The sequence below is a fragment of the Pseudomonas granadensis genome, from assembly GCF_900105485.1.
Taxonomy (GTDB): domain Bacteria; phylum Pseudomonadota; class Gammaproteobacteria; order Pseudomonadales; family Pseudomonadaceae; genus Aquipseudomonas; species Aquipseudomonas granadensis.
The window spans coordinates 4206917-4233739 of record NZ_LT629778.1; the positions used below are offsets into that span (position 1 = coordinate 4206917).

The following is a 26823-nucleotide window of genomic DNA, read 5'->3' on the forward strand; positions in this document are numbered from 1 at the left end:
GTTTCGTCGAGCGTATTCACGGCTCGATCCGCGAAGTTTCGTCGGCCACCGGGCAAGTCAACGAAGTCGCCCTGCGCGTGGTCGCGGCCTCGAACTCGTCGATGTACAACTCCGATCAGCAAGCCTCGCGCACCAGCAGCGTGGCGGCAGCGATCAACCAGCTCGGCGCCGCCGCGCAGGAAATCGCCCGCAATGCCGCGCAGGCGTCGAATCAGGCCAGCGATGCGCGCGGTCTCGCCGAAGATGGCCAGCAAGTGGTCGAACGCAGCATTCAAGCAATGAACCGGCTGTCGAGCATGCTCAGTGCATCGAGCAGCAACATCGAGTCGCTGAACAGCAAAACCGTGAACATCGGGCAGATTCTCGAAGTGATCACCAGCATTTCCCAGCAGACCAACCTGCTGGCGCTCAACGCGGCAATTGAAGCGGCGCGCGCCGGCGAGGCTGGCCGTGGTTTCGCCGTGGTCGCCGATGAAGTGCGCAATCTGGCCCACCGCACCCAGGAATCGGCGCAGCAGGTGCAGACCATGATCGAGGAACTGCAAGTTGGCGCCCGTGAATCGGTGAGCACCATGAGTGACAGTCAACGCCACAGCCAGGACAGCGTCGAGATCGCCAATCTCGCCGGCGAGCGCTTGAACAGCGTGACCCAGCGCATCGGCGAAATCGACGGCATGAACCAGTCGGTGGCGACCGCGACCGAGGAGCAGACCGCCGTGGTCGAGTCGATCAACGTCGACATTACCGAGATCAACACGCTGAATCAGGAAGGCGTGGAAAACCTGCAGGCGACCTTGCGTGCCTGTTCGGACCTGGAGCAGCAGGCTGCGCGGCTGAAGCAGTTGGTGGGCAGCTTCAGGATCTGAAGATCAAGAGCCTCCCCCTCACCCCAGCCCTCTCCCCCAAGGGGGCGAGGGGAAAGGGAGCAGATCTTCAAGCTTTTCAAACCTGAGTTCGACTCGTACCGCCAGGTCGACTTGGATCGAACATCCAACGCGATCAGTCCCCTCTCCCTCCGGGAGAGGGTTAGGGTGAGGGCGCTCCTCAAACCCACCGCGCAATCCCGACCGAACATCCATTCTCGATAAAGGTCAACAAGGGAGAACCCAGCAGCGGAGGGACGATCACCGTGCATATCGCCGACATCACCATGTTCTACGCCCCGGCCAGCGGCGGCGTGCGGACTTATCTGGATGCCAAGCACCGTCGGTTGACGGGCAGATCCGGCATTCGCCACAGCCTGTTGATTCCCGGCGCCCGTTATGGCGAAAACGACGGCGTTTACAGCGTTCCGGCCCCGGCCCTGCCCTTCGGCAAGGGCTATCGCTTCCCGCTACGGCTGGCGCCATGGCGCAACGTCCTGCAGGATTTGCAGCCTGATCTGATCGAAGTCGGCGATCCGTACCTGACCGCTTGGGCGGCGCTGGATGCGCGGCGGCAGCTGGATGTGCCGGTGATCGGTTTTTATCACTCGGACCTGCCGTTGCTGGTCGGCAACCGCATGGGCCATTGGGTCACGCCGAATGTCGAGGCTTACGTAACCAAACTCTACGGCAACTTCGACCGTGTGTTGGCCCCCAGCCAAGTGATGGCGGACAAGCTCACCGGGCTGGGCGTGCGCAACGTCTACGTGCAGCCGCTGGGCGTTGATCTGCAGACCTTCCATCCCGGCGCGTGCGAGCGCAATCTGCGTGCGGAACTGGGCATCGCCGAGGACACACGCCTGCTGATTTTCGCCGGGCGCGGTTCCAAGGAGAAGAATCTGCCGGTGCTGCTCAAATGCATGAAGCGCCTCGGCCCGCGTTATCACTTGCTGCTGGTCGGTTCGTCGATGCCGGCCATCGTCCCGGACAATGTCAGCGTCATTGACGAGTTCTGCCCACCGGCGCGGGTAGCACAACTGATGGCCAGCGCCGACGCACTGGTGCATGCCGGTGACCAGGAAACCTTCGGTCTGGTGATTCTCGAAGCCATGGCCTGCGGCATTCCGGTGGTTGCCGTGGCCGCGGGAGCCTTCGAAGAAATCGTCGATGAATCCTGCGGCCTGCTCTGTGCGCCGAATAACCCGCAGGCAATGGCCAATGCCGTGCGCGAACTGTTCAGTCGCGGCTGCGCAAATCTTGGACGACAAGCGCGCCAGCACGTCGAGCAGCATTACGCCTGGGACAATGTGGTCGACAGTCTGCTCAGTCACTATCACGCCGTACTCGGCCACGCGATTCCCAAGGTGGCCAATGGCTGAATCGAACAATCGCCGCGCCGTACTGCTGGTCTTGCATGACGTGGCGCCGGAAACCTGGGCGGATTATCAGCCGTTTGTCGAAGCGGTCGATGCCATGTGTGCAGTGCCGATGACGTGGCTGGTGGTACCGGATTTTCATCGGCGCAATGCCCTTGATGCTCACCCGACGTTTGGCCGCTTGCTTGACGAGCGGCTGGCACGGGGCGATGAACTGGCCCTGCACGGTTACTATCACGACGATCAGGAACCAAACCCGACGACACCGCGTGAGTGGTTCATGCGCCGTATCTACACCCACGAAGGCGAGTTTTATCGTTTGTCCCGAGAAGCCGCGCTCTCGCGCCTGCACGCCGGTCTGGAAGTGTTCCAGCGTCATGACTGGCCGGTGCACGGTTTCGTCGCCCCGGCGTGGCTGATGAGCGACGGTACGCGCCAGGCATTGCGTGAGTTGCCGTTGCAGTACACCAGCGATCCGCAGCATATTTATCAGTTGCCGGATTTCACCGCCATCGACGCACCGGGCCTGGTGTGGAGCGCGCGCAGTGCCTGGCGGCGTGGTTTGTCCAAAGTGCTCAGCGATCAACGCGAACAGCGCTGGCGTCAGGCGCCGGTGATTCGCCTGGGCCTGCACCCGGTGGACATGCGCCACCCCTTCTCTCGCAATTATTGGCTGCAAACCCTTGAACGCCTGCTGGCGGATGGACGCGAACCGCTGACCAAGGTCAACTGGCTCGCTCGACAACGTATGCAAATGGAAAGCGCCGCATGAAACGCAGCCTGTTATTGCTGATCGGCCTGCTCGTCGCGGTGCTGATTCCAGTCGTGCTCGGCGGTGGCGAAACCTGGGCGCGCCTGCAAAGCTTCCCGCTGCGCTGGTTGCTGCTGATGTTCGGCATGATTCTGCTCTGCTGGGGCATCAACACCCTGCGTTTGCGCTTGTTGCTGGGCGACCAGCGTGGCCAGGTGCCGCCGATCAAGAGCCTCGGCGTGGTCATGGCTGCTGAATTCGCCTACTGCGCCACCCCCGGCGGCAGCGGCGGACCGTTGACCATCATGGCCTTGCTGGCGCGCTTCGGTGTACGCCCGGCGCGCAGCAGTGCGGTGTTTGCCATGGATCAGCTCAGCGATCTGCTGTTCTTTCTCTGTGCCCTGAGCGGCATCCTGATTTATGCGTTGTTCCAGCATCTGAGCGATCGTCTTGAGTGGCTGTTGATGCTCAGTGCAGTGTCGCTGTTTGGCGGGTTGTTCAGTTGTGTGCTGATCGCGCGTTATCACCGCGCATTGATTCGCCTCAGCGGGCGATTGCTGGCCGGCATGAACGTCACGGCGCGCACGCGGCGGCGCTGGGCGCGCAAGTTATTGCATTTTCTCGCCGCGTTCACCGACACCCTGAAGTTGCCTTGGCAAACCCTGATCAAGGTCTTCGCCCTGACTTGCGTGCACTGGCTGCTGCGCTACAGCGTGCTGTATCTGGCGCTGCGCGGGCTGGGCGCGGACTTGCAGTGGGCGTGGAGCTTTCTGATACAGATGCTTTCGCTGGGCGCCGGGCAGTTCAGCCTGCTGCCGGGTGGCGCCGGGGCGGCGGAGTTGACCTCGGCGGCGCTGCTGGCGCCGATGGTGGGCAAATCCACCGCAGCGGCAGCGATCCTGATCTGGCGGGTGGTGACGTATTACTTCTATCTGTTGATCGGTGGCCCGGTGTTCGTGTTGATGCTGGGCCGGCCGTTGCTGAAGAAGCTGATGAACGTCAGGCAGGCTTCTTAGCGTCGTCCTGCTGATCCTGAAGCTGTTCCCACAACTCGGCGGCCCCGGGAAACTCCGTACCGTCGTCAGGGTTCATGTCCTCCGGGTCGTAGCGGCTCAAACAGCCTTCGCCCAAAGTCGCCGGGGCTTTGGAGGTGGCTTTGTCGAGTGGATCGCTCATCGGCTTGCTCCGAGTGGCTGGAATAAAAAAGGGCCTGAGCGATTCAACGCCCAGACCCTGCTTTTTTCAAGCCCGCTGGTTTGATCAGAACACCACAGTCTTGTTGCCGTGCACCAGCACGCGGTCTTCGAGGTGATAGCGCAGGCCGCGGGCCAGGACCATCTTCTCGACGTCACGGCCGAAACGCACCATGTCTTCGATGCTGTCGCTGTGGCTGACGCGCACCACGTCCTGCTCAATGATCGGACCGGCGTCCAGCTCTTCGGTGACGTAGTGGCAAGTCGCACCGATCAGTTTCACGCCACGCAGCGAGGCCTGGTGATACGGCTTGGCGCCGACAAACGACGGCAGGAAGCTGTGGTGAATATTGATGACCTTGTGCGCGTATTCGCGGCACAACTCGGGCGGCAGGATCTGCATGTAGCGCGCCAGCACCACCACTTCGGCGTCGTGCTGCTTGACCAGCCGCGACACTTCGGCGAACGCCGGCTGCTTGTCCTGCGGATTGACCGGGACGTGGTAATAAGGAATGCCATGCCACTCGACCATGCTGCGCAGGTCGTCGTGGTTGGAAATCACACAGGAGATTTCGCAGTCCAGTTCGTCGCTGTGCCAGCGGTGCAGCAAGTCCGCCAGACAGTGGGACTCACGGCTGGCCATCAACACCACGCGCTTTTTCTGCTCAGTGTCGGTGATGCGCCAGTCCATCGAGAACTCTTCGGCGATCGGCGCAAACTTCTCGCGCAACTCTTCAATACCGAACGGCAGCGAGTCGGCACGAATTTCGTGACGCATGAAGAACCAGCCCACTTGATTGTCGGAGTGGTGGCTCGCTTCGGTGATCCAGCCGTTATGAGAGGCCAGAAAATTACTGACTTTGGCAACGATGCCAACGCGGTCCGGGCAAGAGATCACCAGACGAAAAGTGCGCATGAGGGGGAACTCCAGAACTTCGCAAAGGCCGCCATTCTAGCGACTGCGCGGGAAAACTGCAGTAGTGATCGGCACCCGGCCTCGCCACGGCGGGCGCTACGCCTTTAGTTGGCACTCAACGTCAACCACTCAAACGCTGAGGCGGCATTCGATCAGGCAACTGTGAATATCGGTGACGAGCCGATCACATTATTTAACGGAATATTCAAAAGTCGGCAGTTTCTCGTAACTAATTCAAATAAAAACCTTGGTTAAATGTTTACTTGATGAAACACCCTGACTATTATTGCGACACTGTCCCCCTGCCATTCAACACTTCACCAAGGTAGTAACCATGTCCCTGATCAACGAATATCGCGCCACCGAAGAAGCCATCAAAGAGCTGCAAGCTCGTTTGAAGAACCTGTCGCAAGACGACAAACTGCAAGCCGAGCTGGAATTCGAAGGCAAACTGCGCACCCTGATGGGCGAATACTCCAAATCCCTGCGCGACATCATCGCGCTGCTGGATCCGGAAGCAAAAACCAAGGCACCACGTGGCGGCGCAGTGAAAACTACCGGCACCAAGCGTGCACGCAAAGTTAAACAATACAAAAACCCGCACAACGGCGAAGTCATCGAAACCAAAGGTGGCAACCACAAGACTCTGAAAGAGTGGAAAGCCAAGTGGGGCGGTGACGTGGTTGAAGGCTGGGCTACCCTGCTGGGCTAATCCGCAAGCCTTTCGCAGAGCAATCCGTGAAAAACAAACGCCAGCGGACGCTGGCGTTTTTTTATGCCTGGCATTTAAACCCGGGCATGTTCGAATTCAAAGATCCAAACGTTTGCGCAATGCCTGGACATAATTTTGCCAGTCATTGAGTACCTCTCTCTGCAACGGTGTGGCATTAACTGCCCACTGCTCGGCGGCCTCGGTAAAAGATTGCAAGGTATTCGGCGCGCCGTATTCAGGCAGGGTCAAACGCTGCTGGCAAAATATTCGCCAGCGCTGTTGCTCTTCGCCCGTCAGGGTCTCGGCAAAGTTGCGTGCGCGATATCGAAAGAGCAATTCAGGTAAACGTTCATCATCGAACGGCCATTGCTCTTGTGCCAGTTGAGCCGGGTCGGCATTTCGCACTTGCTCGCACAGGCGCCGGTCGCGATCACCGATAAATCCGTCGTACAACTGTTGTTCCGGATCTTCGCTGGGAGTGAAATCTTCAGCGACATAAATCTCGACAACTTTATCTTTCCAGACTTGTTGTGCGTCAGTTAGCCGCAGTGCGCGCTGTAGATACAAAGCCATGTCCAGGCCCAGACGCTGCTGATCTTCCGCACGCAACACTGCAAGCGGGGCCACCACCGGGCAACGGTTGACATGAATGAGCTTGAGCGGCACTGGCAGCTCGCCCTCTGCCAGCTCGTCACGGCGTGTGTACAAACGCTGACGCAGGGTTTGCGCATCCAGATCCAGCAATCCCTGCGGGTCGAGATGCAAATCGCAGACGATCAGGGCGTTGCGGTTTTTCGGGTGCCAGGCCAGAGGCAGCACCACACCGACATAACTGCGCGCCGCCGAGAACCGCCCGGAAACATGCACCAGCGGTTGCAGCAGGCGAATCTGGTCCATGATTTTCTGTTTGCTGCGCAACTGGAACAGCCAGTCATAGAGTTTCGGTTGTTTTTCGCGAATTAGCCTGGCCAGCGCAATGGTCGCGCGCACGTCCGACAAGGCTTCGTGAGCATGGCCGTGATCGATCTGGTTGGCGGCGGTCAGGCGTTCGAGCTTGAGCGTCACCCGCCCCTCGTCGTCGGTCGGCCAGACCAAGCCATCGGGGCGTAAAGCATAGGCGGCGCGCACCACATCGATCAGGTCCCAGCGGCTGTTGCCTCCCTGCCATTCTCGAGCGTACGGGTCGAAGAAATTGCGGTACAGGCTGTAGCGGGTCATTTCGTCATCGAAACGCAGGGTGTTGTAGCCGGCGCCACAGGTGCCCGGTGCCGCCAGTTGCGCGTGCACGCGGGTCATGAAATCGGCTTCGCTCAAACCTTTTTCGGCAAGCTGGCCAGGCGTGATGCCGGTGATCGCGCACGCCGCCGGATGCGGCAGGATGTCGTCGCTCGGCTGGCAATAGAGGTTGACCGGCTCGTCGATTTCATTGAGTGCGTGGTCCGTGCGAATCCCGGCCACCTGCAACGGGCGATCGTTGCGCGGATTGATGCCAGTGGTTTCGTAGTCGTACCAGAAGATGGAAGTCACGGGCGGTTCCTGAGCTGAAGATCGGCGAAGTCTAGGCGCTCCCGGGTTGCCACGGCCAGCCTCGAAGCCCTCGAACAGTTATTTCTCCAGATTCCTACAGCTGCAAATGCGTTTCCCTGTGGGATTTTCAACCAGCGGCTTTTACATGCAGTGCAATACATAGTTATGTCGTTTTCCCCCGAGAGGCTGCTAGCATCGGCCTCACTTGCACCCGAACCGGCGAACATCAGGTAGCCCATGCTCGAGCCCACAGCACCGCCAAGGAAAGCACCGCTGGCCCCACCGCTGGATACGCGGCATCAGGTCGAAACGCCGGAGGGTATCGACCTGCCCTTGCGCCCGGCCGGGTTGCCGGTGCGCGCGGTGGCCTTCGCCATTGATCTGGCTTTGCGCGGGGTGATCATGGGCGTGTTGTTCATCGCATTGGCGTTTCTCGGCAAGCTCGGCATAGGCCTCGGTTCGCTGCTGCTGTTTGCGATCAGTTGGTGGTACATGGTGCTGTTCGAAGTGCTGCGACAAGGCCGCTCTCCCGGCAAGCAATGGGTGGGCCTGCGCGTGGTGCACGACGACGGCACACCGGTGGGCTGGTCGGCCTCGCTGCTGCGCAATCTGCTGCGCTTTGTCGATCTGCTGCCGTTCGGTTATTTCCTCGGCACCTTGAGTTGCCTGCATCACCCCACTTTCAAACGCCTCGGCGATATCGCCGCCGGCACGCTGGTGGTTTACAGCGAACGCCCACTGACCCGGCCGCAACTGCCCGAAGCCGAACCGCGGCGCACACCCGTACCGCTGAATCTCAAGGAACAACGCGCGGTGTTGTCCTTTGCCGAACGCCAGAACGATCTGTCGCCGGCGCGGGTCAACGAACTTGCCGCACTATTGGCGCAGCCACTGCGTATTTCCGCCCCCAAAGCCGTCGCCGAACTCAACGGCATCGCCCGTGGCTTGTTGGGCCCGACATGAAGCAAAGCCTTTTCGAAAACCGCCACAAGGGCGAGTGGGAGCGTTTTGCCATGGCACTCGAACGCCTCGAGCATGGCAAGGACACCACGCAAGTCAGCGGTTTCCCCAGGGCCTACCGCAGGCTTTGCCAACATTTGGCGCTGGCGCAAGAGCGCGGCTACAGCAGCTTTCTCATCGACTCGTTGCAGCAGCAAGTCCTGCGCGGGCATCAACAGCTCTACCGCCATCGCAGCCATCTCGGCGCCAATCTGCTGAGCTTTGTCCTTGCCGATTTTCCGCGACTGGTGCGTGCAGAATGGCGCTTCGTACTGGCTGCCGGCCTGCTGTTTTTCGGCAGTCTGATCGCCGTCGGTGTGCTGGTTTATGCGTTTCCAGAGTTGATCTACAGCCTGATTCCCGCCGATCAGGTGCGCGAAATGCAAGGCATGTACGATCCGGTCGCCGGTCACCTCGGCCGCCCCGTGGAACGCGCGGCCAGCGAAGACTGGGTGATGTTCGGTTATTACGTGATGCACAACATCGGCATTGCCTTTCAGACCTTCGCCAGCGGTCTGTTTCTCGGCGTGGGGAGTGCGTTTTTCCTCTTCTATAATGGCATGGTCATCGGGGCGGTGGCCGGGCACCTGAGCGACATCGGTTACGGCCAGACCTTCTGGTCGTTCGTCATCGCCCACGGTGCTTTCGAACTCACCGCCATTGCCCTGGCTGGCGCGGCGGGCCTGCGACTCGGCTGGGCCTTGATCGCCCCTGGGCGCCTGAGTCGCGGCGAAGCGCTGCAACGCGCGGCGCGCAAAAGCGTGTTGTTGGTGTGCGGCGTGATGCTGTTCCTGTTGATCGCAGCCTTCATCGAAGCCTATTGGTCTTCTAAAACCAGCGTCACGCCGTCGACCAAATATCTGGTCGGTGCCGGGCTGTGGGCATTGGTCGCGATCTACCTGTTGTTTGCCGGAAGGACACGCCATGCGCCTGAGTGACGCCACCGTTGAAATCCGCCCTCGCCCCACGTGGGAAGCCATGGACCTGGGCGTGCTCATGAGTCAGCAGCATCGGCGTTTGCTGATGACCAGTTGGGCGATCATCACGTTGCCGCTGTTCGTCCTGCTCAGCCTGTTGCTGTGGGATTCGCCATCGCTGGCAGTGTTCATCTTCTGGTGGCTGAAGCCCGCCTACGAAAGATTGCCGCTGTACATCCTTTCCAAAGCGCTGTTCGGCGAAACGCCGACGCTGCGCCAGGCGTTGCGTGAATGGCCGCGCCTGCTCAAGCCGCAACTGCTGGCCAGCCTGACCTGGCGTCGACTGAGTCTGAGCCGCAGTTTCCTGCTGCCGGTGCTGCAACTCGAAGGCCTCGACGGCAGCGCCCGCCAACAACGCCTGCAAGTGCTGCTGCAACGCAACGCCGGCGCCGCGCAATGGCTGACGATCATTGGCATGCATCTGGAAACGGCGTTGTGGATCGGCCTGATGGTGCTGTTCTATCTGTTGCTGCCGCAGCAGATAGAAACCGATTGGGACTGGCAGGCGCTGATCCTTGCAGCGGATCATCAATGGCGCTGGCTGGAACACCTGACCAATGCATTCTATGCACTGATACTGGTGGTGTGGGGGCCGGTGTATGTCGCGTGCGGCTTCAGCCTGTACCTGAACCGGCGCACGCAACTGGAGGCGTGGGATATCGAACTGGTATTTCGCCGCCTGCGTCAGCGGCTGAGCCATTCGGTGTTGGGGCTGTTGTTGGCGGTGTGTCTGGTATTGCCGAATGTGCCGCCAGTCTGGGCTGCCGCGCCGGATGACGATCCGCAGGCTCCACGCCTGTTGAATCAGCCGCTGACCAGTCAGGCCTCGCAAGAAAGCATCAAGACATTACTCGAACAACCGCCGTTCAAGCACAAGGAATCCGTCACCCGCTATCGCTTCGGCAACGACCCGGCGGCACCGGCCAAAGGCTCGGAATTCGGCGAGGCACCGCAGTGGCTGAAAACCCTGCTGGGCTGGCTCGACGGGCAGCACCTTAATGGTTTGGCAAAACTCATTGAGGTGTTGTTATGGGCCACGGTCATTGCGCTGATCAGTTGGCTGGTCTGGCGCTATCGCGACTTTCTGCAAGCTTTCGTCAGCCATCGCCCGCGCCTGCCAGCCAGGCCCAAACGCACAGTGCCACAGCAGGCCTTCGGTCTGGATGTGCACCGCGACAGTCTGCCCGACGATATCGCCGCCAGCGCCGAACAACTCTGGCACAGCCAACCGCGCGCCGCGTTGAGCCTGCTTTATCGCGGCTTGCTCAGTCATTTGCTACACGACTTTGATCTGCAACTGAAAGCCGCCGACACCGAAAATCAGGTACTGGCGCAAGTCGAGCAATTGCAGCGTCCGCAATTGCTCGCCTTCAGCCGCAGCCTGACTGCTCACTGGCAGAACATGGCTTACGGACATCGGGTGCCGACAGCGTCTGCGCGGCAGGAATTGTGCGATGGCTGGCGCGCCCTGTTCGGCAAGGAGACGGCCCGTTGAGTCGCCGCACATTGGGCTGGGTAGGCGTCCTGCTCGTCGCTTTACTGAGCGCGTTGGTCGTTTTTCTGTACATCAAAGCCACGCCGTATCAGGAAGAGATCGATCACGGCCCCTCGCCCGCTGCGCAAGCCAATCCGTATCTCGCGGCCGAACTGTTTTTGCGTGAACGTGGCCTCAATATCAGCCACGCTGAAAGCCTCGCCGTACTTCCCGACATCGACCCGCACCAACATACGCTGCTGTTGCTCAACGATCGCTCGCGGATGACGCCGCGTCAGGTCGATCAGGTATTGAACTGGACCCGCGCCGGCGGGCGCCTGGTGTTCGTCGCCGAATCGCTGTGGGACGAACAGAGCAAACAGAGCAACGACCTGCTGCTCGATCGGGTGCAATTGCATCAGTCCCTCAGCAAGGATCTGAAAGACGTACCCGCAGACGTTGAACCCGACCGTTTCCCGCACCTGACCAAACTCTATCTTGAAGACGAAGACGCACCGGCCTACGCCAGCTTCGATACCGACTTCCACCTCGACGATCCGAAAAATCTCGCGCAAGCCTGGGCCAACAGCGCCAAGGCTACGCACATGATGCAATTGCCTCACGGCCTCGGCTCGATCACCGTGGTAACCGACGCCGAGCTGTGGAAAACCGATGCCATCGCCGATTACGACAACGCCTGGCTGCTCTGGTATCTGAGCGCCGACACCGACGTCACGCTGGCCTACAACAGCGAACACGACGGTTTGCTGACCTTGCTTTGGCGCTTCTTTCCGCAAGCACTCGTCGCCCTGCTCGTCTTGATCGTCCTGTGGTTATGGCACGTCGGCATGCGTCATGGCCCGGTTCAGGCGCCAGCCTCGAGCGGGCGTCGACAGTTGCAGGAGCATTTGCGCGCCAGTGCCGATTTCCTGCTGCGCCACAACGGCCAGCAGGCGCTGCTGCAAGCCTTGCAACAAGACGTGCTGCGCCGCGCGCGCCGCCGCCATCCCGGCTTCGACCAATTGAACGTTGCTGAACAATGGCTGGCCTTGTCGCGCCTGACCCGGCAACCCACCCGTGCCATCAGCCAGGCCCTGAGCCCGGTGCCGAAGCGGCGCCTGTCCAGCGCTGAGTTCTGCCGCCAGGTCGCCCACCTGCAAACCTTGAGGAACACGCTATGACTGAACAGATCGAGCCCGGCAGCGCCAGCCACGCCGCGCAGCAACGCCAGCGCGCCAGCCAGTTGGCACAAGCGGTGCGCGGCGAATTGCGCAAAGCGCTGATCGGTCAGCATCAGGTGATCGACGACGTGCTGACGGCGCTGATTGCCGGCGGCCATGTCTTGCTCGAAGGTGTGCCGGGGCTGGGCAAAACCCTGCTGGTGCGCGCTCTGGCCCGCTGCTTCGGCGGCGAGTTCGCGCGCATTCAATTCACCCCCGACCTGATGCCCAGCGACGTTACCGGCCATGCCGTGTACGACCTGCAAACCGAGCAGTTCAAGCTGCGCAAGGGCCCGCTGTTCACAAATCTGTTGCTGGCCGACGAGATCAACCGTGCCCCGGCGAAAACCCAGGCGGCGCTGCTCGAAGCGATGCAGGAACGGCAAGTCACCCTTGAAGGTCGTGCCCTGCCGATTGCGCAACCGTTCATGGTGTTGGCCACGCAAAACCCGATTGAGCAGGAAGGCACCTATCCCCTGCCGGAAGCCGAACTCGACCGGTTCATGCTCAAGGTACGCATGGACTATCCCGACGCCGAGCAGGAACTGGACATGGTCCGTCAGGTCAGCCGCTCGACCCGCGCCGACATGCTCGACGTGCAACCGCTGCGCACCGTGTTGCAGGCCAAGGATGTGCAAGCCTTGCAGCGCATCGCCAGTGATCTGCCGCTGGACGATCAGGTTCTTGACTACGCCGTGCGACTGGCGCGCAGCACGCGCACCTGGCCGGGGCTGACCCTCGGCGCCGGGCCGCGCGCGTCGATTGCGCTGGTACGTTGCGCCCGCGCACGCGCCCTGTTACGCGGTGGCGAGTTCGTGATTCCTGATGACATCAAAGGCTGTGCCCTGGCTGTGCTGCGCCATCGCGTGCGCCTTGCGCCGGAGCTGGATATCGAAGGCCTGCAGGTCGATCAGGTGCTGACGCAATTGCTCGACCAAGTGCCGGCGCCGCGCCTGTGAAACCGTCACGACTGTTGCTGGGCTGGGTGGCGGCGCTGCTGGTGATTGGCATCGCTCTGGGCACTCTGCAGGCTCTGGAATTGGCAATCCCGGCCAGCCTGATATCGATCAACTGGGGCTTGCTGCTGGCGCTGCTGGCTTTGGCATTACTGGATGCGCTGCGCCTCAAGCGGCTGCCGCAGGTACGGATCAGCAGGCAGATGCCGGGGAGTCTCGCCCTCGGGCGCTGGGCCGAAGTACCGCTCAAGGTTGAACATGACTTCGGCGCGCCGCTGAGCATTAACCTCTTCGACCATGTCCCGGATGGCCTGAGCTTCGACAATCTGCCGCTGTCGATTGAACTGCAACCCGGCCAGTTCAGCCAGATCAGCTATCGCCTGCGTCCGTTGAAGCGCGGGCATTTCAATTTTGAACACTGCGAAATCAATCTGCCGAGTCCCTTTGGATTATGGTCAGGCAAGCGCCTGCTCGACGTCAGCGACCAGACCCGCGTCTACCCCGACTTCGCCCGGCTATACGGTGGCGAGCTGCTGGCCGTGGACAACTGGCTCAGCCAGCTCGGCGTGCGCCAACGGCAACGCCGCGGCCAGGGCCTGGAATTTCATCAGTTACGCGAATTCCGTGAAGGCGACAGCCTGCGCCAGATCGACTGGAAAGCCACCGCCCGCCAACGCACGCCGATCGCTCGCGAATATCAGGACGAACGTGACCAGCAAATCATTTTCATGCTCGATTGCGGGCGGCGCATGCGCAGTCAGGACGGTGAACTGTCGCATTTCGACCATGCGTTAAACGCCTGTCTGCTGCTCAGTTATGTGGCGTTGCGTCAGGGTGATGCGGTGGGGTTGAGCACGTTTGCCAGCGAACAGCCGCGTTATCTGGCACCGGTCAAAGGTAGCGGCCAACTGAATGTTTTGCTCAATGCAGTTTATGACCTTGAGAGCACTCAGCGTCCTGCCGATTTTCAGGCTGCCGCCAATCAACTGCTGGGCCGCCAAAAGCGTCGGTCGCTGGTGGTGCTGGTGACCAATCTGCGGGACGAGGACGATGGAGATCTGCTCACCGCCGTCAAGCATTTGGGCCAGCGACATCGAGTACTGGTGGCGAGTTTGAGGGAGGAAAAGCTCCACAGCCTTCGACACATGCCAGTGCAGACCTTGACGGACGCGCTGACTTATTGCGGAGCGGTGGAATATTTGAATGCGCAGGCCGAAATGCATGAGCACCTGAACAGTCAAGAGGCTACAGTCGTGCAAATTCAACCCAAGGAATTGGGACCTGAGGTGGTGAATCTGTATCTCGCATGGAAAAAGGCGGGAATTTTATAAGTTATTAGGCGTCCCTTCGATAGAAAAGACGCTAATCGGCTTTACAAGATCAAACAATGATATTGTTATAGCGATTAAGAATCGTCAAAGAAGCTTCTCTTTCGCTGAATTCTCCCTGCGAGTTCGTTATATCGAACCGTACGCCGTTATTGATAATCACTCTTACCCCAGGTGCGACTGATCCCAGGTATACCGATTTGGCGCGAATGTGTGACACGGTATACGGCGTCCATTCTGGCCATTGCGAATGATCCGTGCGCCAACGTTCAACACTTACCAAATTATGGTCCAAGGACATAAACAACGGCGCAGAGGTCACGTTTTCCGCGTTCAGCGCCAGAGAGAAACCTCCGTTTGTAGTAGTTTTACGACAATCCAGTTTCCAAGAGACCCCGCCCGGACCTAACAGCTGAGGGGTTGTCAACGACGGTGTAAACTCAACCCCTAGCTGTCCTCCTTCCGTTACAAGTGCAATATTCTTATTCAGCAACTGACTGCCCAGTTTCGGCAGCACAGTAAAAGTATGCTCAGCACCATGACAGGGATAGGCATGTGATCCAAGTCTCATCTGAGATTCGTCGAACTTGATTTCCAATTCCAGCGCGTAGTTGAGAACTTCTCCTGGAACAGGCGGCGAAGAAGGCATCCCGTCGTATAAGGGCATTTCGAAATGCAATCCAAACAATCCTGTTGAGTCCGCGTTGGCCGTGAGAGTCCAGGTCAGCGAGATCAGGCCCTCTGCCATTTCTACCAGCTGTTCAAAGGGAGGATTACACACCAAGCCCACTTCTCCCGCCATCGGTTCGCAACACAACCTGAGCCCGGAGTCCGGGTCGCCAATCATGTAACTATATTCAAACTCCAGCGTCAGTTCGACGCTCTGCCCTGCCGCCATATTCAATTGCAGGTCTGGCCATCTCACACGCTCTCCATTCACATAAGGTCTGAAGTTTTGTAGCCAGGTTTGAGAATTAACAATTACCTTGGACATTTGGCACTCCCTTAAACTCAAGTTGTTTGCTTACCCACCCAACCAGGCCGCCAGTAACCGTTGCGCGAAGCACCGCACGATTAATTGCAGGCAACCTGAACTCTGCTATCGCTATTCCTGCAGCATCCGTTCGAGAGGCAGGAATCGAAAGATGAGGGAACGCCCACTCGACTCCAACGTCTTGCAAAGGCTTGCCGCTACGGGCTGACACCACAAGAATCTGAGCCTTGACGGGCTGTCCCGGAGAACCCTCTGATACGTCGGAGGAAAAGGCGTCAATGCTGCGAGGCTCATCCATCGAATAATGAAAGCCGACATACGCCGAATCAGCGCCGCCCACTACCGAAGCACGAACTGCGCCTGGACCGGGGAAGTCGGGTATGAAGCTGAACCACGTCGAGCCACGAAAACCGGTGTTCGTAACCACCGGCTCATGCTCCCCTCGTTCCCACTTGACCTGCGCATTTGCCATAGCCCGGCCAGTCAAGGCACTCGTCACCCCCAACTCGCAAACAACAGGCTCGCCCCACTGGACTATCTGAAGCACACCGGAACTCGCTGTGATGTTCGCGGCAATGGCGTGAGAGCCCAATGACATGGGCTGGGGAGGAGACAATTCCAGCAAGCGACTGGCAGCCAATCGGACAGCCACGCTGCCGTCCTTGACATCGCCCGCGCTGAACGAGCACTCCAGTCCCTCGCTCGTCCAATCGCGAAACTCACCCAATTGCTCGACGAACTCAAGCTCGAGCTCGCTTGGGTCTGGATGACTCAGGCCAACTGCCAGCGTTTGATGGCGCAACGGATTATTGTCGTCGGCCCGAAGACAAAAGCTGAAGCTCTCGCCGCGCCTCGGGAAAAGAGCGCGTTGCGCCCAAAGCTGATCGGACGAAGCAGTGGTCAGCCGCAGACTAGTCCATGGGTCGGTCGACAAGGTCTTGAGTTTAAAATGCTGTTCCGCTGTTGTTTGATCATAAAGGTTGAGCACAGTCGCACATACGTCACTGGTAGGCGCGGTTTGCGCCGGTGCGTCATACACTGACCAGCCATTTGAACCGGTCGGCGAATTGACCGGATCTGCATTCCCGACCTGCCATCCAACCTGCGCAGACTCAACCGGTCGATTTTCAAAAGCCGAGTAGAAGCGCGCTTGCACGCGTGCACGCTGGCCCTTGTCCAATATCGGATCAATGGCCGGCCCGCGTGCAGCAACCACTTTGATTTTATTGTGGCCCAGCTTCAATTGAGTACGCGCCGTCAGCTGCTCGTCACCGATCATGACGGTCTCGGTCAACGTCATCTCTGCATCTTCCGAGCTATCGGCAAAATTCAGCTCCCTGCGCGCCCCACCTGCCGTCATGACAATATCGATGGTCAGCGGGGGAACGATCTCCAACCCGGGTGGCATCGGTGCGATGGCGGTCTTCACCGCCAATCCGTGCAACGCACTGACCCCGTATGGCATAAGTGCACATTGGTGGCTGGCCCAAAGGCAGGGGTAAAGCGTGCCGGTATCCGGTACGGCCGAAACATGATCAAGCATCACCCGGGTTTCTGTTGCGAGATTGTCACCCAGCAACCGCAGAGGGAATTCACGTGTTTCCGGCACATGCGAACTGGTGAACATCAGACTCGACAGTCCACTGATATCGGTGCCCGAGCCGATTATCCATTCGAGGCCGCTGGCATCCATTGATCGGGTTACACCGGGTAACGGATTCATTGTGAACCCTGGCAAAGGGTCCACTTGCGGGCCCCAATCCAATGCGATCAATTGGTTGATAAAGCCGCTGCCTGCAACGGGATCGATGCGCAGTCTATATGTCCTTCCTCGTCGACAGATCACACCCAGCAGCGCCCTATCAAGCGGCTTCTCGTCCAGAGAGAAGACGACTTGGTCTTTCCAGGCACTGGTTGGCAACGCCTTGACGGTAAAGAAATGTTCCGCCACAGGCGCACCCTCGTGACGCTGAACCCGCGCGGTAATCACGTAATCACTGGCAATGTCTGGCTGATGATCCACACTCGCCCAGCCATTCATGCCAGTGAGGGATCTGACCGTACCGGTCGGCGTCTCAAACCCGACGTCTACGTTGCTGACAGGCTGCCCATCGCGCCGTTGCACCTGCACCATGCAAGTGACGACGTCGTCTTCATCCTTGACCGGCGACTTGTTTGGCCCCCAGGTCTTACCGATCTGGACTCTGTTGTACGCCAAGGACAGGGCATTGCCGGGCGATGCATGCTGCAACCTGGAACAACCCAGGACCCAGTGGAAAAAACCGTCGCGTTTGTCCTCGAAATTTGCCGTCCAGAGCACCGTATTGCCGGCGACCGCTGCTGGGTCCCCGAAGGCAGGTTGACAGCTCGCTCCCAGATCCGTTGGCAAATCGCCCTCTCCCCAGACCAGGGAAAAGTCAGCATCGTTTAGAGGATGGCCTGCAGGAATGTCCAGATTGACGAGGAATGGCTCTCCTCGCTCCGGGTAGCGGAGTTTTTCTCCCCAGATAACGGGTGATCCGTTATCAAACCGGGCCCGCAAAGTTTTGAACGGATCGATATCAAACGCCCGCACCTTGAAGGTAAGCGTGGCTTCACCCTTTTCGGACAGAAGACTGGTAACGGAAGCCGTAATCTCGCTCACGTTTGCGTCCGTTGGCGTGTATTGGAAGGACGCTCGACCGTGAGCATCGGTAGACACTCGGTGCAGGATCGTATTCTTCTCATCCCCGGTACTCCAGCAGACTTCTCGTGCTACCGGTGCCTGGGTGTAAAAAGACCGAACTTGAACTTGCAGCTCGACCGATTGGGCATACTCAATGACCGGGTACGTCTGCGCTTCCTTGAGGGCGATCAGCTCCAGCCGATGATGCCCCCAGGAAACCCGCAGCGGGCAAGGTGGCGCCGAGTACTTGCTGTAGATCATCGCCTCCAGTTCGCGAGGCTCATCACCTGGCAAATCCGGACAATCCAGCCACCAGGGCCGATCGATCGGCTGGCTTTTACCCATCACTGGCTCACTGGTGATTGCGTCCAACGGATTGTCCACAAACCACAGGCTCGCATCATGCCAAAGGCTTACGGGCTTCACCTCGAAACCCAGCGTATGCCTTTGATTCCCGGTGGCTCCAAGGCAAACAGGAAAAACACTTCCTGACACGAAGTGGCGGTCATCAATGACAACGGCGTCCAGCGCCAATGCAGGCAGATGCAGATTCAGGAAGAACCCGGTCAGGCGAATTTCCGCAGAAGCGCCGTCGCCCGCGATTTTTTTCGGGCTGATCAAATTGATCACAAGCTCATCGCCGGCTTGCAGGCCCAACGTCTCCGGCAGTTCTACTTGCCTCTCGAGCAGATCAACGGTCAACGGATCGGCGTTGTCCAGTCCAGTCTTCGCCGGTAATTCGATATCGAGCTTTTCAGTACTGCCTTTTTTGTTGACCACCACTTGGCCGGCTGATGACGGGTAGGTGTTTTCGTAGAGAAAACGTAAGTGATAACGGGCATCAGCTTGCTGCTCGATCGGCACGAACATCATTTGACGAACCGCCGCCGCATTGGTAAGCGTCATGATCGATACCATGTTGTCACCCCAGCGGTCATCCCTGATGCCGACGCCCCCCGGATTGCTCACATCGTCCCAATGCTCATAGCCTTGCTGCATATCGTGGTTTTTCACGAAATTGTGATCCGTGTCGATCGCTCTCATGCTCATGATTGCTTCTCCTTCGCCTGGATCTTCCCATCCGCCTGATTCACCAGCTCCTGAACCTTTCTGGAAAAAGCCAGATCCCCAACCTTGGCCGTGTAATGGATCTTGATCACAATGTCGGTCAGCGACAAAAGCACCGGTTCTTGCTTCAGAGGCCAGGGAAACCCGATCTGCCAGCGCGACACGGCGCCGGTATTTTCGTATGGCAGGGTCATGCCTTCGTCAGGCCTGAGAGAAATCACACCGGTATCATCCAGTCCGGTGGACAGGCAAACCTGTTGCCCACTGCTTAGATTGATCAGCACATCGGCAGGCGCCACCCCTTCTGCGGAATGCAGATACTCCACCGATTCGAAGGACGGTTTTGTGGCGATGTAGCTGCCGACCTGCAGCAGATTTGCCACGACATTTTCAAAGGGGCCGGTGAGTACCGGCAGCGTGACTTCAATGCGAACGATCTGTCGGCAATAGTGGTCGTGGTAATCACGATCGAACAGCAGTTGAGTCAATTCGAAATCCAGTGCACCCGTCGTCACCAAGTGATCGAGCGCATCCGCCCAGTCAACAAAGCCGTTTTGCCGGGTTGCCGGGTCGTCGAAAAGCTGTTGCAACGAAACCGTCTTGACGATTTCCTGGCGCCGCTCATGGTGTTGCAGATACTCCGAACGCATGCGTAACAAACCGGCATGCAATGCATCGCCAGCCGTCAATCCGCGACGCTGGTCGCGCCACACATCAATATTCAGCGCAAAGGCATCGAACTCGCAGGTTTCCGCGCGTAAGGCTGCCTGAGCGCTCAGGCAGACTGCCACAGCAGCGTCATATGCCTGAAAATGCAAGGTCTGCAGCTGCCCCATCAACCACTGATACAACTCCAGATTGGTCGCGCGCGATTGCAAGAACTCAAACAACTTCAACGTCTGAGCGTTGGCCGCGAGGGTATGTTCCAGGTTAATCCTTGCCGCATTGATGGCCCGCTCCTGGGCGGCGATCTGGGCACTGATCGCGTTTTTTTCCGCAACGGCCTGATTTCGCATCAAAAGCCATTCATGCCGACGGCGACGGTAACTTTCGGAGATGGCCGTCTTGTCGGCTTTGGCCTGTAACACATCGGCTTCGATCTGGAAGCCGAACCCCACGGCATCGAGCAGATATCCCGGCTGTTGACCGCCATTGGCGGTACCGAAGATATTGGGAAACGCATGGATGACCGCCCCCCCCATCCTGAAACCGGTGGCCCAGGAGACGAGGCCTGCGGCCGCTTCCACATGGTCCATGACTTTTAATTCATCAGGCGAAATGTGGTTGTCGTACAGATCGGCGTAATGCTGCTCACGTTCTTCTGCCATGCCTCTGCTGTGTTGCAGTGCCGTCAGACTTTCGACTTCACGTGCGATGGATTCCTCCTGCGCCCGACGGGCGAAGTCGCCCAGTTCGGTGAGATGACGCTGTTGCATTTCTTCCTGCTCGACACGGTCCTGTTGCTCGAGCAGGCGCAGCACCTCGCCAGCCAGATCACGCAAGTGCTGCACCATCTGCAACGCGCAATCGAACAATACAGGCCAGCGAAACGCCGCTACCCTCAATTGTCCGCCCATGGGTCGCACCGGCCCGGCATTGCCAGCGGCCAATCGGTTCAGCAAAGCCATTGGGTCCATGGCGGAGAAAAGAGGAATCGCAGCACGTTTTCCGTCGATTGTCCTGCCATGGCGGATGTTATCGATCCGCTCATCGGGCAGTCGAAAGAAGGTCAGCAGTCGGGGACTTAGCGGTATTTTGAAAGAACTCGTGCCATACGCGCCCGGATGCGGAGCGCGCGGGGCACTGACAGGCAACTCCTCAGCTTGCAGCAGCAATGTCTTTTCAAACTCTGCCAGAGCGGGCCGCGTCTCCATCTCTTTGACAAGTTCACCGAGTTTTTGCGGTGTCCAGAGATTGATACTGCGCGTATCCGGTTTTGGCCCCATCAGCGATTTGGCCCGGACATACTGCAGCTTGGCAACTGTCAATGAGTCTTGGGTCATCTGACGAAAAAGCCAGTCGCCCCAAGCCATGATGTTGCTCACATACTCGAGGAAAATAACAATCTGGTAGTGCCGGGGTGAGGAATAGGCAATGGCATCCGGATCTGTCGGCGCGAAGACTTCATAAGCGATATCGGGCGTTGGGGTATCCAACGGCCGGCATTGCCAGTAGGCAGGTCCCGCAGGAATATCACCCTGCGCCGGTTTGGCTGGAGACCTCGGATCGAATATGTAATGCAGCCAGCGCTGGGCTTGTTCAAAGCGGTTTTCGTCACGCAAGCGGGCGGCAATCAAGTGCGCCAGATGAAAAAACAACTCCCAGAAAAACAGGCCGTTGGCGCTGTCGAACGGGCCATTCGGTTCGGTCTCTTTGTCTGGCAAAGGAGGTTCTTGCGGGAACTGTGTCGCCCGATCCAGCAATGCCCCGATCGACTTGCTGGCGCGCAGTACCAGATCGTGACTGATCAACGTATTGAGCCGAACGTATTTCAGCTTCAGTACATTCGCTGGTTGATTGAATGCCAGAAACTGAGCGCCCTGCGCATCGGTGTCATGAATAAACGGTAGAGACCCATGACTTCCAAGCGCAGCAGGCACCGTCAGGGTGATGGTTCGCTCACCGAAGCCCTCTCCGCTGTTAGTACCTGTCAGTTTCACGGTAATCGTGTTGTTGGTGAACGCCGGTCTTTTGATTTCCTGCCATTGGGTTGCCCATCCTCCTTTGCTCGGGTAATCGGCAACGAGGGGCTCTGGGTCATCACCGGTATCATTTTGAATGTCCAGCGTGAATTCCACATCCTTGGCGCCGACACGCGACACATGGGCGCAAAAGCCCTGGACCCAAAGCGAAGAGTCCGTGGCATTGCGAACGATATAAGCCTTGATGCCCAGGTACTCTGCCAACGTGCCGACTTGTGTAATCTGGCTGTCAACGGAAGGGAAAAGCGTGGGCTGCATTTTTTGCTGAAGCGTGCGGGAATCGACAAACAGATGATTGGCCAAGTAATCCATGACAGCGGTTTCGTCCTTTACTTTGCGAAACAGCGAATCACGGGTTTCATAAATCGCGACAGATTGCCGCGAGGGTAAACTGGTACCGGGCTGCGCATTGGTCAAATGCACGGCCAGCCGACCTTTGGGGTACAGGGCATCGATTTCATCGCGCAGTACGACCGCCACCAGCCGACAACCCTTTGAAACGTCCAGATCCGTCTGGAGCAGATGCAAACGAATGGGCGGCGACCAGCTATCGTCCAGTGCTATGAACGCCACCATGACCTCCAGCTCATGGAGAGTTTGCAACTGACCAGCGTTATCGAAAACACCCGCTCGCCACTGAACCCAGACCATGCACGGCCGCCCCTCCCAATAGACCATTCGACAGTCCAGCACACTCACATCGGTGGGAATATCGACCGCTTTCCACTCTCGCCACGCGGTCGGATTGACAGAAGGCGAGTCGACCGCAAGTTCGATTCTCGCCTCGCGCCAGAACCAGCCATAAGGTGCAACGCGCTGCCTGCCCACCAGGTAGTAGCGAGTTTTCAGCGGATTTGCACCGTCCAGGTAACCGGTCAAAACGTTCAGGTTGCAGGTTTCTTCAAAGCTGCGCAGGTAGCGTTGCACGCCTTTGAGCACCGAACCGTCGGTGATCGATGCCTGGTTCACGTGGCTCTCAAGTGCCTTGAACAACTCGGATTTACGGATGCGCACATAAGGCGTGATGTAATCCTCCGGTGTGCACCGCAGCAGCATGCTGGCCGACCAGGGACCGTAACTGCCGGCAATGTCCCACTCCTCCAGCAGATCGGGATCAAATTCGCGTTCGTCGAAACCAGGCTCGAGCTTCTGGAACACCGCATGAAGGTAAGCCTGCAGGCAGCTCACTGCTTCCGCCACCCTGGAGGTTTCAATCTCAGCGCTGTTCAGCGGATCGGAGCGCAACCACTCCCATAAATCGTCCGCCGACTGAATTTTCATCGGTAACGGCAGATCCGCCTTGGAATGCTTTGCGTGAAGGCAAAAATCAATCAACGCATCGCGGCGCAGGGCAGACAGTTGACCCGATTGTTCATTGAGCATAACCATCTCCCGTCACTGTTGTTGTTTGCGTGTCGGACACTCGCCGGCGCGAAGGAAGGGTTTCGACAAACGTCACATCCCGGAACGTGGCGGCAGACAGATTTCCTGCCGTCGCCTTGACCTTGACCTTGGCCGCCTCGGTACTGGTGAATGTCACCTCGGTATACCCTCGACTGTCCGAGATGGTTTTGGTCTCAAGCATGATCAACGGTTCAAATGTCCAAATCAGCGAGGCGCCGGATATGGGGTTGTCGTAGTTGTCTCGAACAACGGCGCGGCAGGTCACCGCAGTACCGACCAGCACCGTACCTGCGGGTGAAGGTAAAGAGTTCTCGGGTTTTACCTGAAGTGTGCCCAAATCCGGACCGATCTCGATGTTCGGCGCAGCCATCTCGTCATCCAGGTCGAGTCTGTAAGTGGGAGTTACGGTGCCCATGCGGCCATCCGGGAAAAACTTCACCTTTGCCGTGCCGGTGCTGTCCGTAGTGACCATTGAAGGCTCAAACCGGCCCAGCGCGCTCGCGCAATGAACATTGACGTTCACTCGCGGAGCGCCCAGGCGATTATTTACCGTCACGGTAAATTCTGCCGATTCATCAGGTTTGTTGGCGATCAATTTGACGGGATCAGGAACGGTAGTCCAACCGACGACTACATCCACGTCGACGGGCCTGATGCCGGCTTCATAAGGCGGCTCGACAACGTTCGTCAGGCTGCTTCTGACGCGGTCTGCCACTTGGGCGTAGAGAGCGTATTCGCTGTCGGCAGGCAACGTCCCGAGTTCGAGAAGGGTCTTGGCATTCTGACCGGTTTTTTTGGCAAGCAAGCACACGCGCGTCAGCACATCCAACTGTGGCATGTTTACGATCAGGCCTTTTGACGGGTTCACATGTGTGGCGCAGGCCTGCACTTCACTTACGCTCCAATTGAACAGTTCGGCCAACCACTTTGCCGCCCGCGCCTGAACCAGCTCAAGACCGTGATTTCCCAGTTGGGCTGGCAGCGCGTTGATTCGGCGCAGATAGTCAATCAGCCTGGCTTCAGGCTGACTGCTCATGGCCAGGGCACGCTTGTAGATCGTCAGGTAGTAAAGCGATGAAAGGTCAAACGCAGCGACTTGTTTTTCACCGAACCATTGGCTGTATCCGATCGTGATGAAGTAAGTCAGGAATTCACCGCTCAGTTCCAGCATTGCGACCGCGGCGCTGCGTCGTGAGAACTCGGCCAACATCTGCAGAACAGGATCACTCGGCGGCTCCTCCCGCCGCCGGACAATACTGCTGTCGTTAGCGTCCTGCGGCGTTGCGAGCACTTGAGCCAATACGTAATGCACATTCGCGCCGGCCCAGCCAAGCACTTGCAGAACCAGATCAGGCTTCAGACCGCTATACGCGGCCAACTTCTCCTGCACGACAATATTCTGACCGGCGCGGCAACGTAACAGCACCGCCACAATCAGCTCGACCAGCGCGATATCGAGGCTACCCGTCTCCTGCACCACGGCCCGTCCCGTCATTTCCCGGGCATGGGCTTCATAGTTTTTATCCGCTGATTCAACGAAATCACGAATCAGCCCGTATTCGTCCACCAACGCCACCAGCGCACGCAACCACTGACGATTATTGGACAAGGGAGCGGCGCCAGCCAGTTTCAGCATGTCTTCCGTCATCAGAACCGCAGGGGCCTGGCGACGCCATTGATCGAACAGTGTGAGTTGCCTGGCATCAGGTTGTGCCGGTGGCCAGGCCGTTGCCTGTTGCACCACCCAGTCTACGGGTAACTGAGCGGTGTAAGCCCATTGCACGCAGTCCATCAATGCGTGGATCACGCTGAGTACGTCCGGGGTATCCACCAATTGTTGGCTGTTGATCTGTGGCACGCCGGCCAACGCGTCTACCCATGCCTGACCTCCCATCAGGTTCAGTAACAGGATCGCCTCGATTGATGTGATGCCGAGTAAACGGGGCAGTCTGACCAAGCGATAAAAACTGGAAACAATCGGCAGGCTGAGCTTGAGACGAGTCAGGCCATGAGCGGCAGCGACCAGATTGGCAATATAAAAATAAGCTTGCAAATCAATGCCCAGACCCGCGCATAACTGATTGACCGTGAGCAGATCTTCAGCAGTCACCGGGATGATCGGAACAGCTCGATCATCAAGCACCAACGGACGCGTATTGAAAGAAGTGCCATTGAAAATCCGGTCGTATTGCGAACGTTCCGTGCCCCGTCCGAAAACAGAAATCTGCGCAATGAATACGGCGCATTCCTCTGCTGTACAGCCGTACCCTTCGCGCAACTGCTGGAACAGGCCAAGGGCCCGTAGGGTGTTTGGCGTTATCCAGTAGCGAGTCGGGGCGGGCGACGGATGTTCGGCGAGCATTGCCGCGACGATGAGTTGATCGGTTTCATGGTGCTCCAGCCCCAACCAGTCATTGAGTCGCAGTATTCGATTGACGCGGTCAAAGCGGTCGTCGGTCATGTCCACGAAGCAATTGAGGAAATCTCCTGTGTCAGAGTTACGGATGGTAATGGGTGGATCCTTTGCCTCATGAATGAAAACCGATCCGAAATCCTTGCCGTTCACCAGGGTGTCGCCGTCGCCATAGCCCGATGCATTTGCAGACAGCGAGGTTGAGAAACCCTCTAATGAAAGCAGTGCCTCAAGACTCGCGGTATCAAGCTTCGCTCTTTCGTTGAAAAGGCTGACATTCGCCAGATTGCCCACATCCTCCGGCTGGAGACCGAAATATTTCGGATAGAACTCTGCAGCTCCGTCCGGAAAATAGGCGCTTTCAGTTACCAGGATTCGCTGAGAAGGACTCAGTCGCGATGCCTGAATCAGTGCCGCATCCGACTTGGCACTCCATGGTGCCGAGCGAAGAAAGTACGGATACTGCAAATCGCACAGCCGCACCACATTGCCCACCGACTCGCCATGCCCGTTCATCACCTGATCAAGCGTGACCCAAGGCCAGTGGAAGGGCAGCGCTCTGGGAAAAGCCTGCTCGCTAAGCGCCTTGTCAAGATCGTGAATGGTTCCGAGCGTGTCGGTAATGAAGTTTTCCATGATGTTACTGATCACTTCTACCGACGACACCACGCCATGGACAGCATTGACATCGATCTTCAATCTTTCGAGATCCGTGCGCCGGTCACTCAGTGGAAATCCGCCGTTTGTCACACCGAGCCGGTGCAATGCCCAATGAAACAGGGCGGTCAGATACGCCACAGGCGAGTGAATGGCCTCGATTGCACCCGGCACGCACAATGTTTCGAAGTTCGGTTTGAACAGCAAACTGTAAGTCGGCCCGTTGTCGAGCCCCCCTCGCGCGACGTCCCTGGCGTCCTTGCCGGTCAATTGATGTTCGATGAAGTGCCTTAGCACCACCGTCGACAAGACATTGAGACGCTGCTGAAACTCGCTGGCCTCTTGCCGGTTCAGAGCATAATCGCGTATCAACCCGTCGATGCCCTTGTGCGCCAGTACGGCGACCGACCCTCCCGCCTCGAAAAAACGTGCCAGTGCCGTCGAAGACGAACGCTTGGGCTTGCGAACCGTTTCAGTGAACATCTTTTGAGCGATTTGAACGGGAGTCTGAGTCATGCTGACGCTCCTGGGGCAAACACGGATGCAAAGTGAACGAACGGTCGAGTTTTCGTTGTTCCTGCCCAATATTTGGCAGCATCAGCCGTGCAACGTCTACTGTCATAAATGA

General features: G+C 58.4%; 18 protein-coding genes. 11 read left to right on the forward strand and 7 right to left on the reverse strand.

What is annotated here, in order from left to right:
- Window positions 1-101 precede the first annotated feature (101 nt).
- The 4 genes from BLU52_RS27345 (at window position 102) to BLU52_RS18665 (ending at window position 4006) form a co-directional block, all read left to right on the forward strand.
- Window positions 102-866 carry a methyl-accepting chemotaxis protein gene (locus BLU52_RS27345; protein ID WP_394508230.1) on the forward strand — a complete coding sequence of 255 codons (765 nt, stop codon included), beginning with the start codon at window positions 102-104 and terminating at the stop codon, window positions 864-866.
- Between the two features lie 284 nt (window positions 867-1150).
- Window positions 1151-2242, forward strand: a complete 1092-nt coding sequence (locus BLU52_RS18655) for a glycosyltransferase family 4 protein (RefSeq protein WP_197677984.1) — start codon at window positions 1151-1153, stop codon at window positions 2240-2242.
- Window positions 2235-3011 carry a DUF2334 domain-containing protein gene (locus BLU52_RS18660; RefSeq protein ID WP_090285665.1) on the forward strand — a complete coding sequence of 259 codons (777 nt, stop codon included), beginning with the start codon at window positions 2235-2237 and terminating at the stop codon, window positions 3009-3011. Before BLU52_RS18655 ends, BLU52_RS18660 begins: the two co-directional genes overlap by 8 nt.
- Window positions 3008-4006, forward strand: coding sequence for a lysylphosphatidylglycerol synthase transmembrane domain-containing protein (locus BLU52_RS18665; RefSeq protein ID WP_090285669.1), 999 nt, complete (start codon window positions 3008-3010; stop codon window positions 4004-4006). The genes BLU52_RS18660 and BLU52_RS18665 overlap by 4 nt, the downstream gene beginning before the upstream one ends.
- On the opposite strand, the gene BLU52_RS26840 is transcribed toward BLU52_RS18665, so the two are convergent.
- The gene (locus tag BLU52_RS26840) at window positions 3990-4166 is read right to left on the reverse strand and encodes a hypothetical protein (RefSeq protein ID WP_167359906.1); all 177 of its coding nucleotides are present in this window, start codon (window positions 4164-4166) and stop codon (window positions 3990-3992) included. The genes BLU52_RS18665 and BLU52_RS26840 overlap by 17 nt on opposite strands.
- A gap of 84 nt (window positions 4167-4250) precedes the next feature.
- Window positions 4251-5099, reverse strand: a complete 849-nt coding sequence (gene purU, locus BLU52_RS18670; RefSeq protein WP_090285672.1) for a formyltetrahydrofolate deformylase — start codon at window positions 5097-5099, stop codon at window positions 4251-4253.
- A 334-nt stretch (window positions 5100-5433) separates the two neighbouring features.
- Between purU and mvaT the strand changes: the two genes are divergently transcribed.
- Window positions 5434-5811 carry a histone-like nucleoid-structuring protein MvaT gene (gene mvaT / locus BLU52_RS18675; RefSeq protein WP_085689457.1) on the forward strand — a complete coding sequence of 126 codons (378 nt, stop codon included), beginning with the start codon at window positions 5434-5436 and terminating at the stop codon, window positions 5809-5811.
- A 96-nt stretch (window positions 5812-5907) separates the two neighbouring features.
- Here the strand turns inward: mvaT and sbcB are convergent, their stop codons facing one another.
- Window positions 5908-7338 (reverse strand): exodeoxyribonuclease I, encoded by a 1431-nt coding sequence (gene sbcB / locus BLU52_RS18680; RefSeq protein WP_090285674.1) that lies wholly within the window; start codon window positions 7336-7338, stop codon window positions 5908-5910.
- Window positions 7339-7575: 237 nt separating this feature from the next.
- On the opposite strand from sbcB, the gene BLU52_RS18685 reads away from it, so the two are divergent.
- From BLU52_RS18685 to BLU52_RS18710, 6 genes are read left to right on the forward strand one after another with little or no spacing between them, the layout of a single operon-like run.
- A complete protein-coding gene (locus BLU52_RS18685; RefSeq protein WP_090285676.1) occupies window positions 7576-8301 on the forward strand; it encodes an RDD family protein in 726 nt (241 codons plus the stop codon).
- Window positions 8298-9275, forward strand: coding sequence for a stage II sporulation protein M (locus tag BLU52_RS18690; RefSeq protein ID WP_090285678.1), 978 nt, complete (start codon window positions 8298-8300; stop codon window positions 9273-9275). Before BLU52_RS18685 ends, BLU52_RS18690 begins: the two co-directional genes overlap by 4 nt.
- A complete protein-coding gene (locus BLU52_RS18695) occupies window positions 9262-10809 on the forward strand; it encodes a DUF4129 domain-containing protein (protein WP_090285680.1) in 1548 nt (515 codons plus the stop codon). The genes BLU52_RS18690 and BLU52_RS18695 overlap by 14 nt, the downstream gene beginning before the upstream one ends.
- On the forward strand, window positions 10806-11969 hold the full coding sequence (locus BLU52_RS18700) for a DUF4350 domain-containing protein (RefSeq protein WP_090285682.1): 1164 nt from the start codon (window positions 10806-10808) through the stop codon (window positions 11967-11969). The genes BLU52_RS18695 and BLU52_RS18700 overlap by 4 nt, the downstream gene beginning before the upstream one ends.
- Window positions 11966-12967, forward strand: a complete 1002-nt coding sequence (locus tag BLU52_RS18705; RefSeq protein WP_090285684.1) for an AAA family ATPase — start codon at window positions 11966-11968, stop codon at window positions 12965-12967. The genes BLU52_RS18700 and BLU52_RS18705 overlap by 4 nt, the downstream gene beginning before the upstream one ends.
- Entirely contained in the window at window positions 12964-14295 is a 1332-nt protein-coding gene (locus BLU52_RS18710; RefSeq protein WP_090285686.1) for a DUF58 domain-containing protein, read from the forward strand. Before BLU52_RS18705 ends, BLU52_RS18710 begins: the two co-directional genes overlap by 4 nt.
- A gap of 49 nt (window positions 14296-14344) precedes the next feature.
- Here BLU52_RS18710 and BLU52_RS18715 read toward each other — a convergent pair whose 3' ends face one another.
- The 4 genes from BLU52_RS18715 to BLU52_RS18730 are packed head-to-tail and all read right to left on the reverse strand — an operon-like array spanning window position 14345 to window position 26711.
- Window positions 14345-15286: a hypothetical protein gene (locus BLU52_RS18715; RefSeq protein ID WP_157720711.1), complete on the reverse strand. Its 942-nt coding sequence runs from the start codon at window positions 15284-15286 to the stop codon at window positions 14345-14347.
- Window positions 15267-19001, reverse strand: coding sequence for a hypothetical protein (locus BLU52_RS18720; protein ID WP_090285692.1), 3735 nt, complete (start codon window positions 18999-19001; stop codon window positions 15267-15269). The genes BLU52_RS18715 and BLU52_RS18720 overlap by 20 nt, the downstream gene beginning before the upstream one ends.
- Window positions 18998-23104, reverse strand: a complete 4107-nt coding sequence (locus BLU52_RS18725) for a Tc toxin subunit A-related protein (RefSeq protein ID WP_090285696.1) — start codon at window positions 23102-23104, stop codon at window positions 18998-19000. Before BLU52_RS18725 ends, BLU52_RS18720 begins: the two co-directional genes overlap by 4 nt.
- Complete coding sequence (locus BLU52_RS18730; RefSeq protein ID WP_090285699.1) at window positions 23094-26711, reverse strand: Tc toxin subunit A; 3618 nt, start codon at window positions 26709-26711, stop codon at window positions 23094-23096. The genes BLU52_RS18725 and BLU52_RS18730 overlap by 11 nt, the downstream gene beginning before the upstream one ends.
- Between the last annotated feature and the right edge of the window lie 112 nt (window positions 26712-26823).

Excerpts from the sequence above, each read along its gene's own strand:
- BLU52_RS18685 (WP_090285676.1), top strand. The coding sequence starts at position 7,576 with ATGCTCGAGCCCACAGCACCGCCAAGGAAAGCACCGCTGGCCCCACCG.
- mvaT (WP_085689457.1), top strand. The coding sequence starts at position 5,434 with ATGTCCCTGATCAACGAATATCGCGCCACCGAAGAAGCCATCAAAGAG.
- BLU52_RS18720 (WP_090285692.1), bottom strand. The coding sequence starts at position 19,001 with ATGAGCATGAGAGCGATCGACACGGATCACAATTTCGTGAAAAACCAC.
- BLU52_RS18725 (WP_090285696.1), bottom strand. The coding sequence starts at position 23,104 with ATGCTCAATGAACAATCGGGTCAACTGTCTGCCCTGCGCCGCGATGCG.
- purU (WP_090285672.1), bottom strand. The coding sequence starts at position 5,099 with ATGCGCACTTTTCGTCTGGTGATCTCTTGCCCGGACCGCGTTGGCATC.
- BLU52_RS18730 (WP_090285699.1), bottom strand. The coding sequence starts at position 26,711 with ATGACTCAGACTCCCGTTCAAATCGCTCAAAAGATGTTCACTGAAACG.
- BLU52_RS18660 (WP_090285665.1), top strand. The coding sequence starts at position 2,235 with ATGGCTGAATCGAACAATCGCCGCGCCGTACTGCTGGTCTTGCATGAC.
- BLU52_RS27345 (WP_394508230.1), top strand. The coding sequence starts at position 102 with ATGTACAACTCCGATCAGCAAGCCTCGCGCACCAGCAGCGTGGCGGCA.
- BLU52_RS18695 (WP_090285680.1), top strand. The coding sequence starts at position 9,262 with ATGCGCCTGAGTGACGCCACCGTTGAAATCCGCCCTCGCCCCACGTGG.
- BLU52_RS26840 (WP_167359906.1), bottom strand. The coding sequence starts at position 4,166 with ATGAGCGATCCACTCGACAAAGCCACCTCCAAAGCCCCGGCGACTTTG.
- BLU52_RS18690 (WP_090285678.1), top strand. The coding sequence starts at position 8,298 with ATGAAGCAAAGCCTTTTCGAAAACCGCCACAAGGGCGAGTGGGAGCGT.
- BLU52_RS18665 (WP_090285669.1), top strand. The coding sequence starts at position 3,008 with ATGAAACGCAGCCTGTTATTGCTGATCGGCCTGCTCGTCGCGGTGCTG.
- BLU52_RS18655 (WP_197677984.1), top strand. The coding sequence starts at position 1,151 with ATGTTCTACGCCCCGGCCAGCGGCGGCGTGCGGACTTATCTGGATGCC.
- BLU52_RS18715 (WP_157720711.1), bottom strand. The coding sequence starts at position 15,286 with ATGTCCAAGGTAATTGTTAATTCTCAAACCTGGCTACAAAACTTCAGA.
- BLU52_RS18705 (WP_090285684.1), top strand. The coding sequence starts at position 11,966 with ATGACTGAACAGATCGAGCCCGGCAGCGCCAGCCACGCCGCGCAGCAA.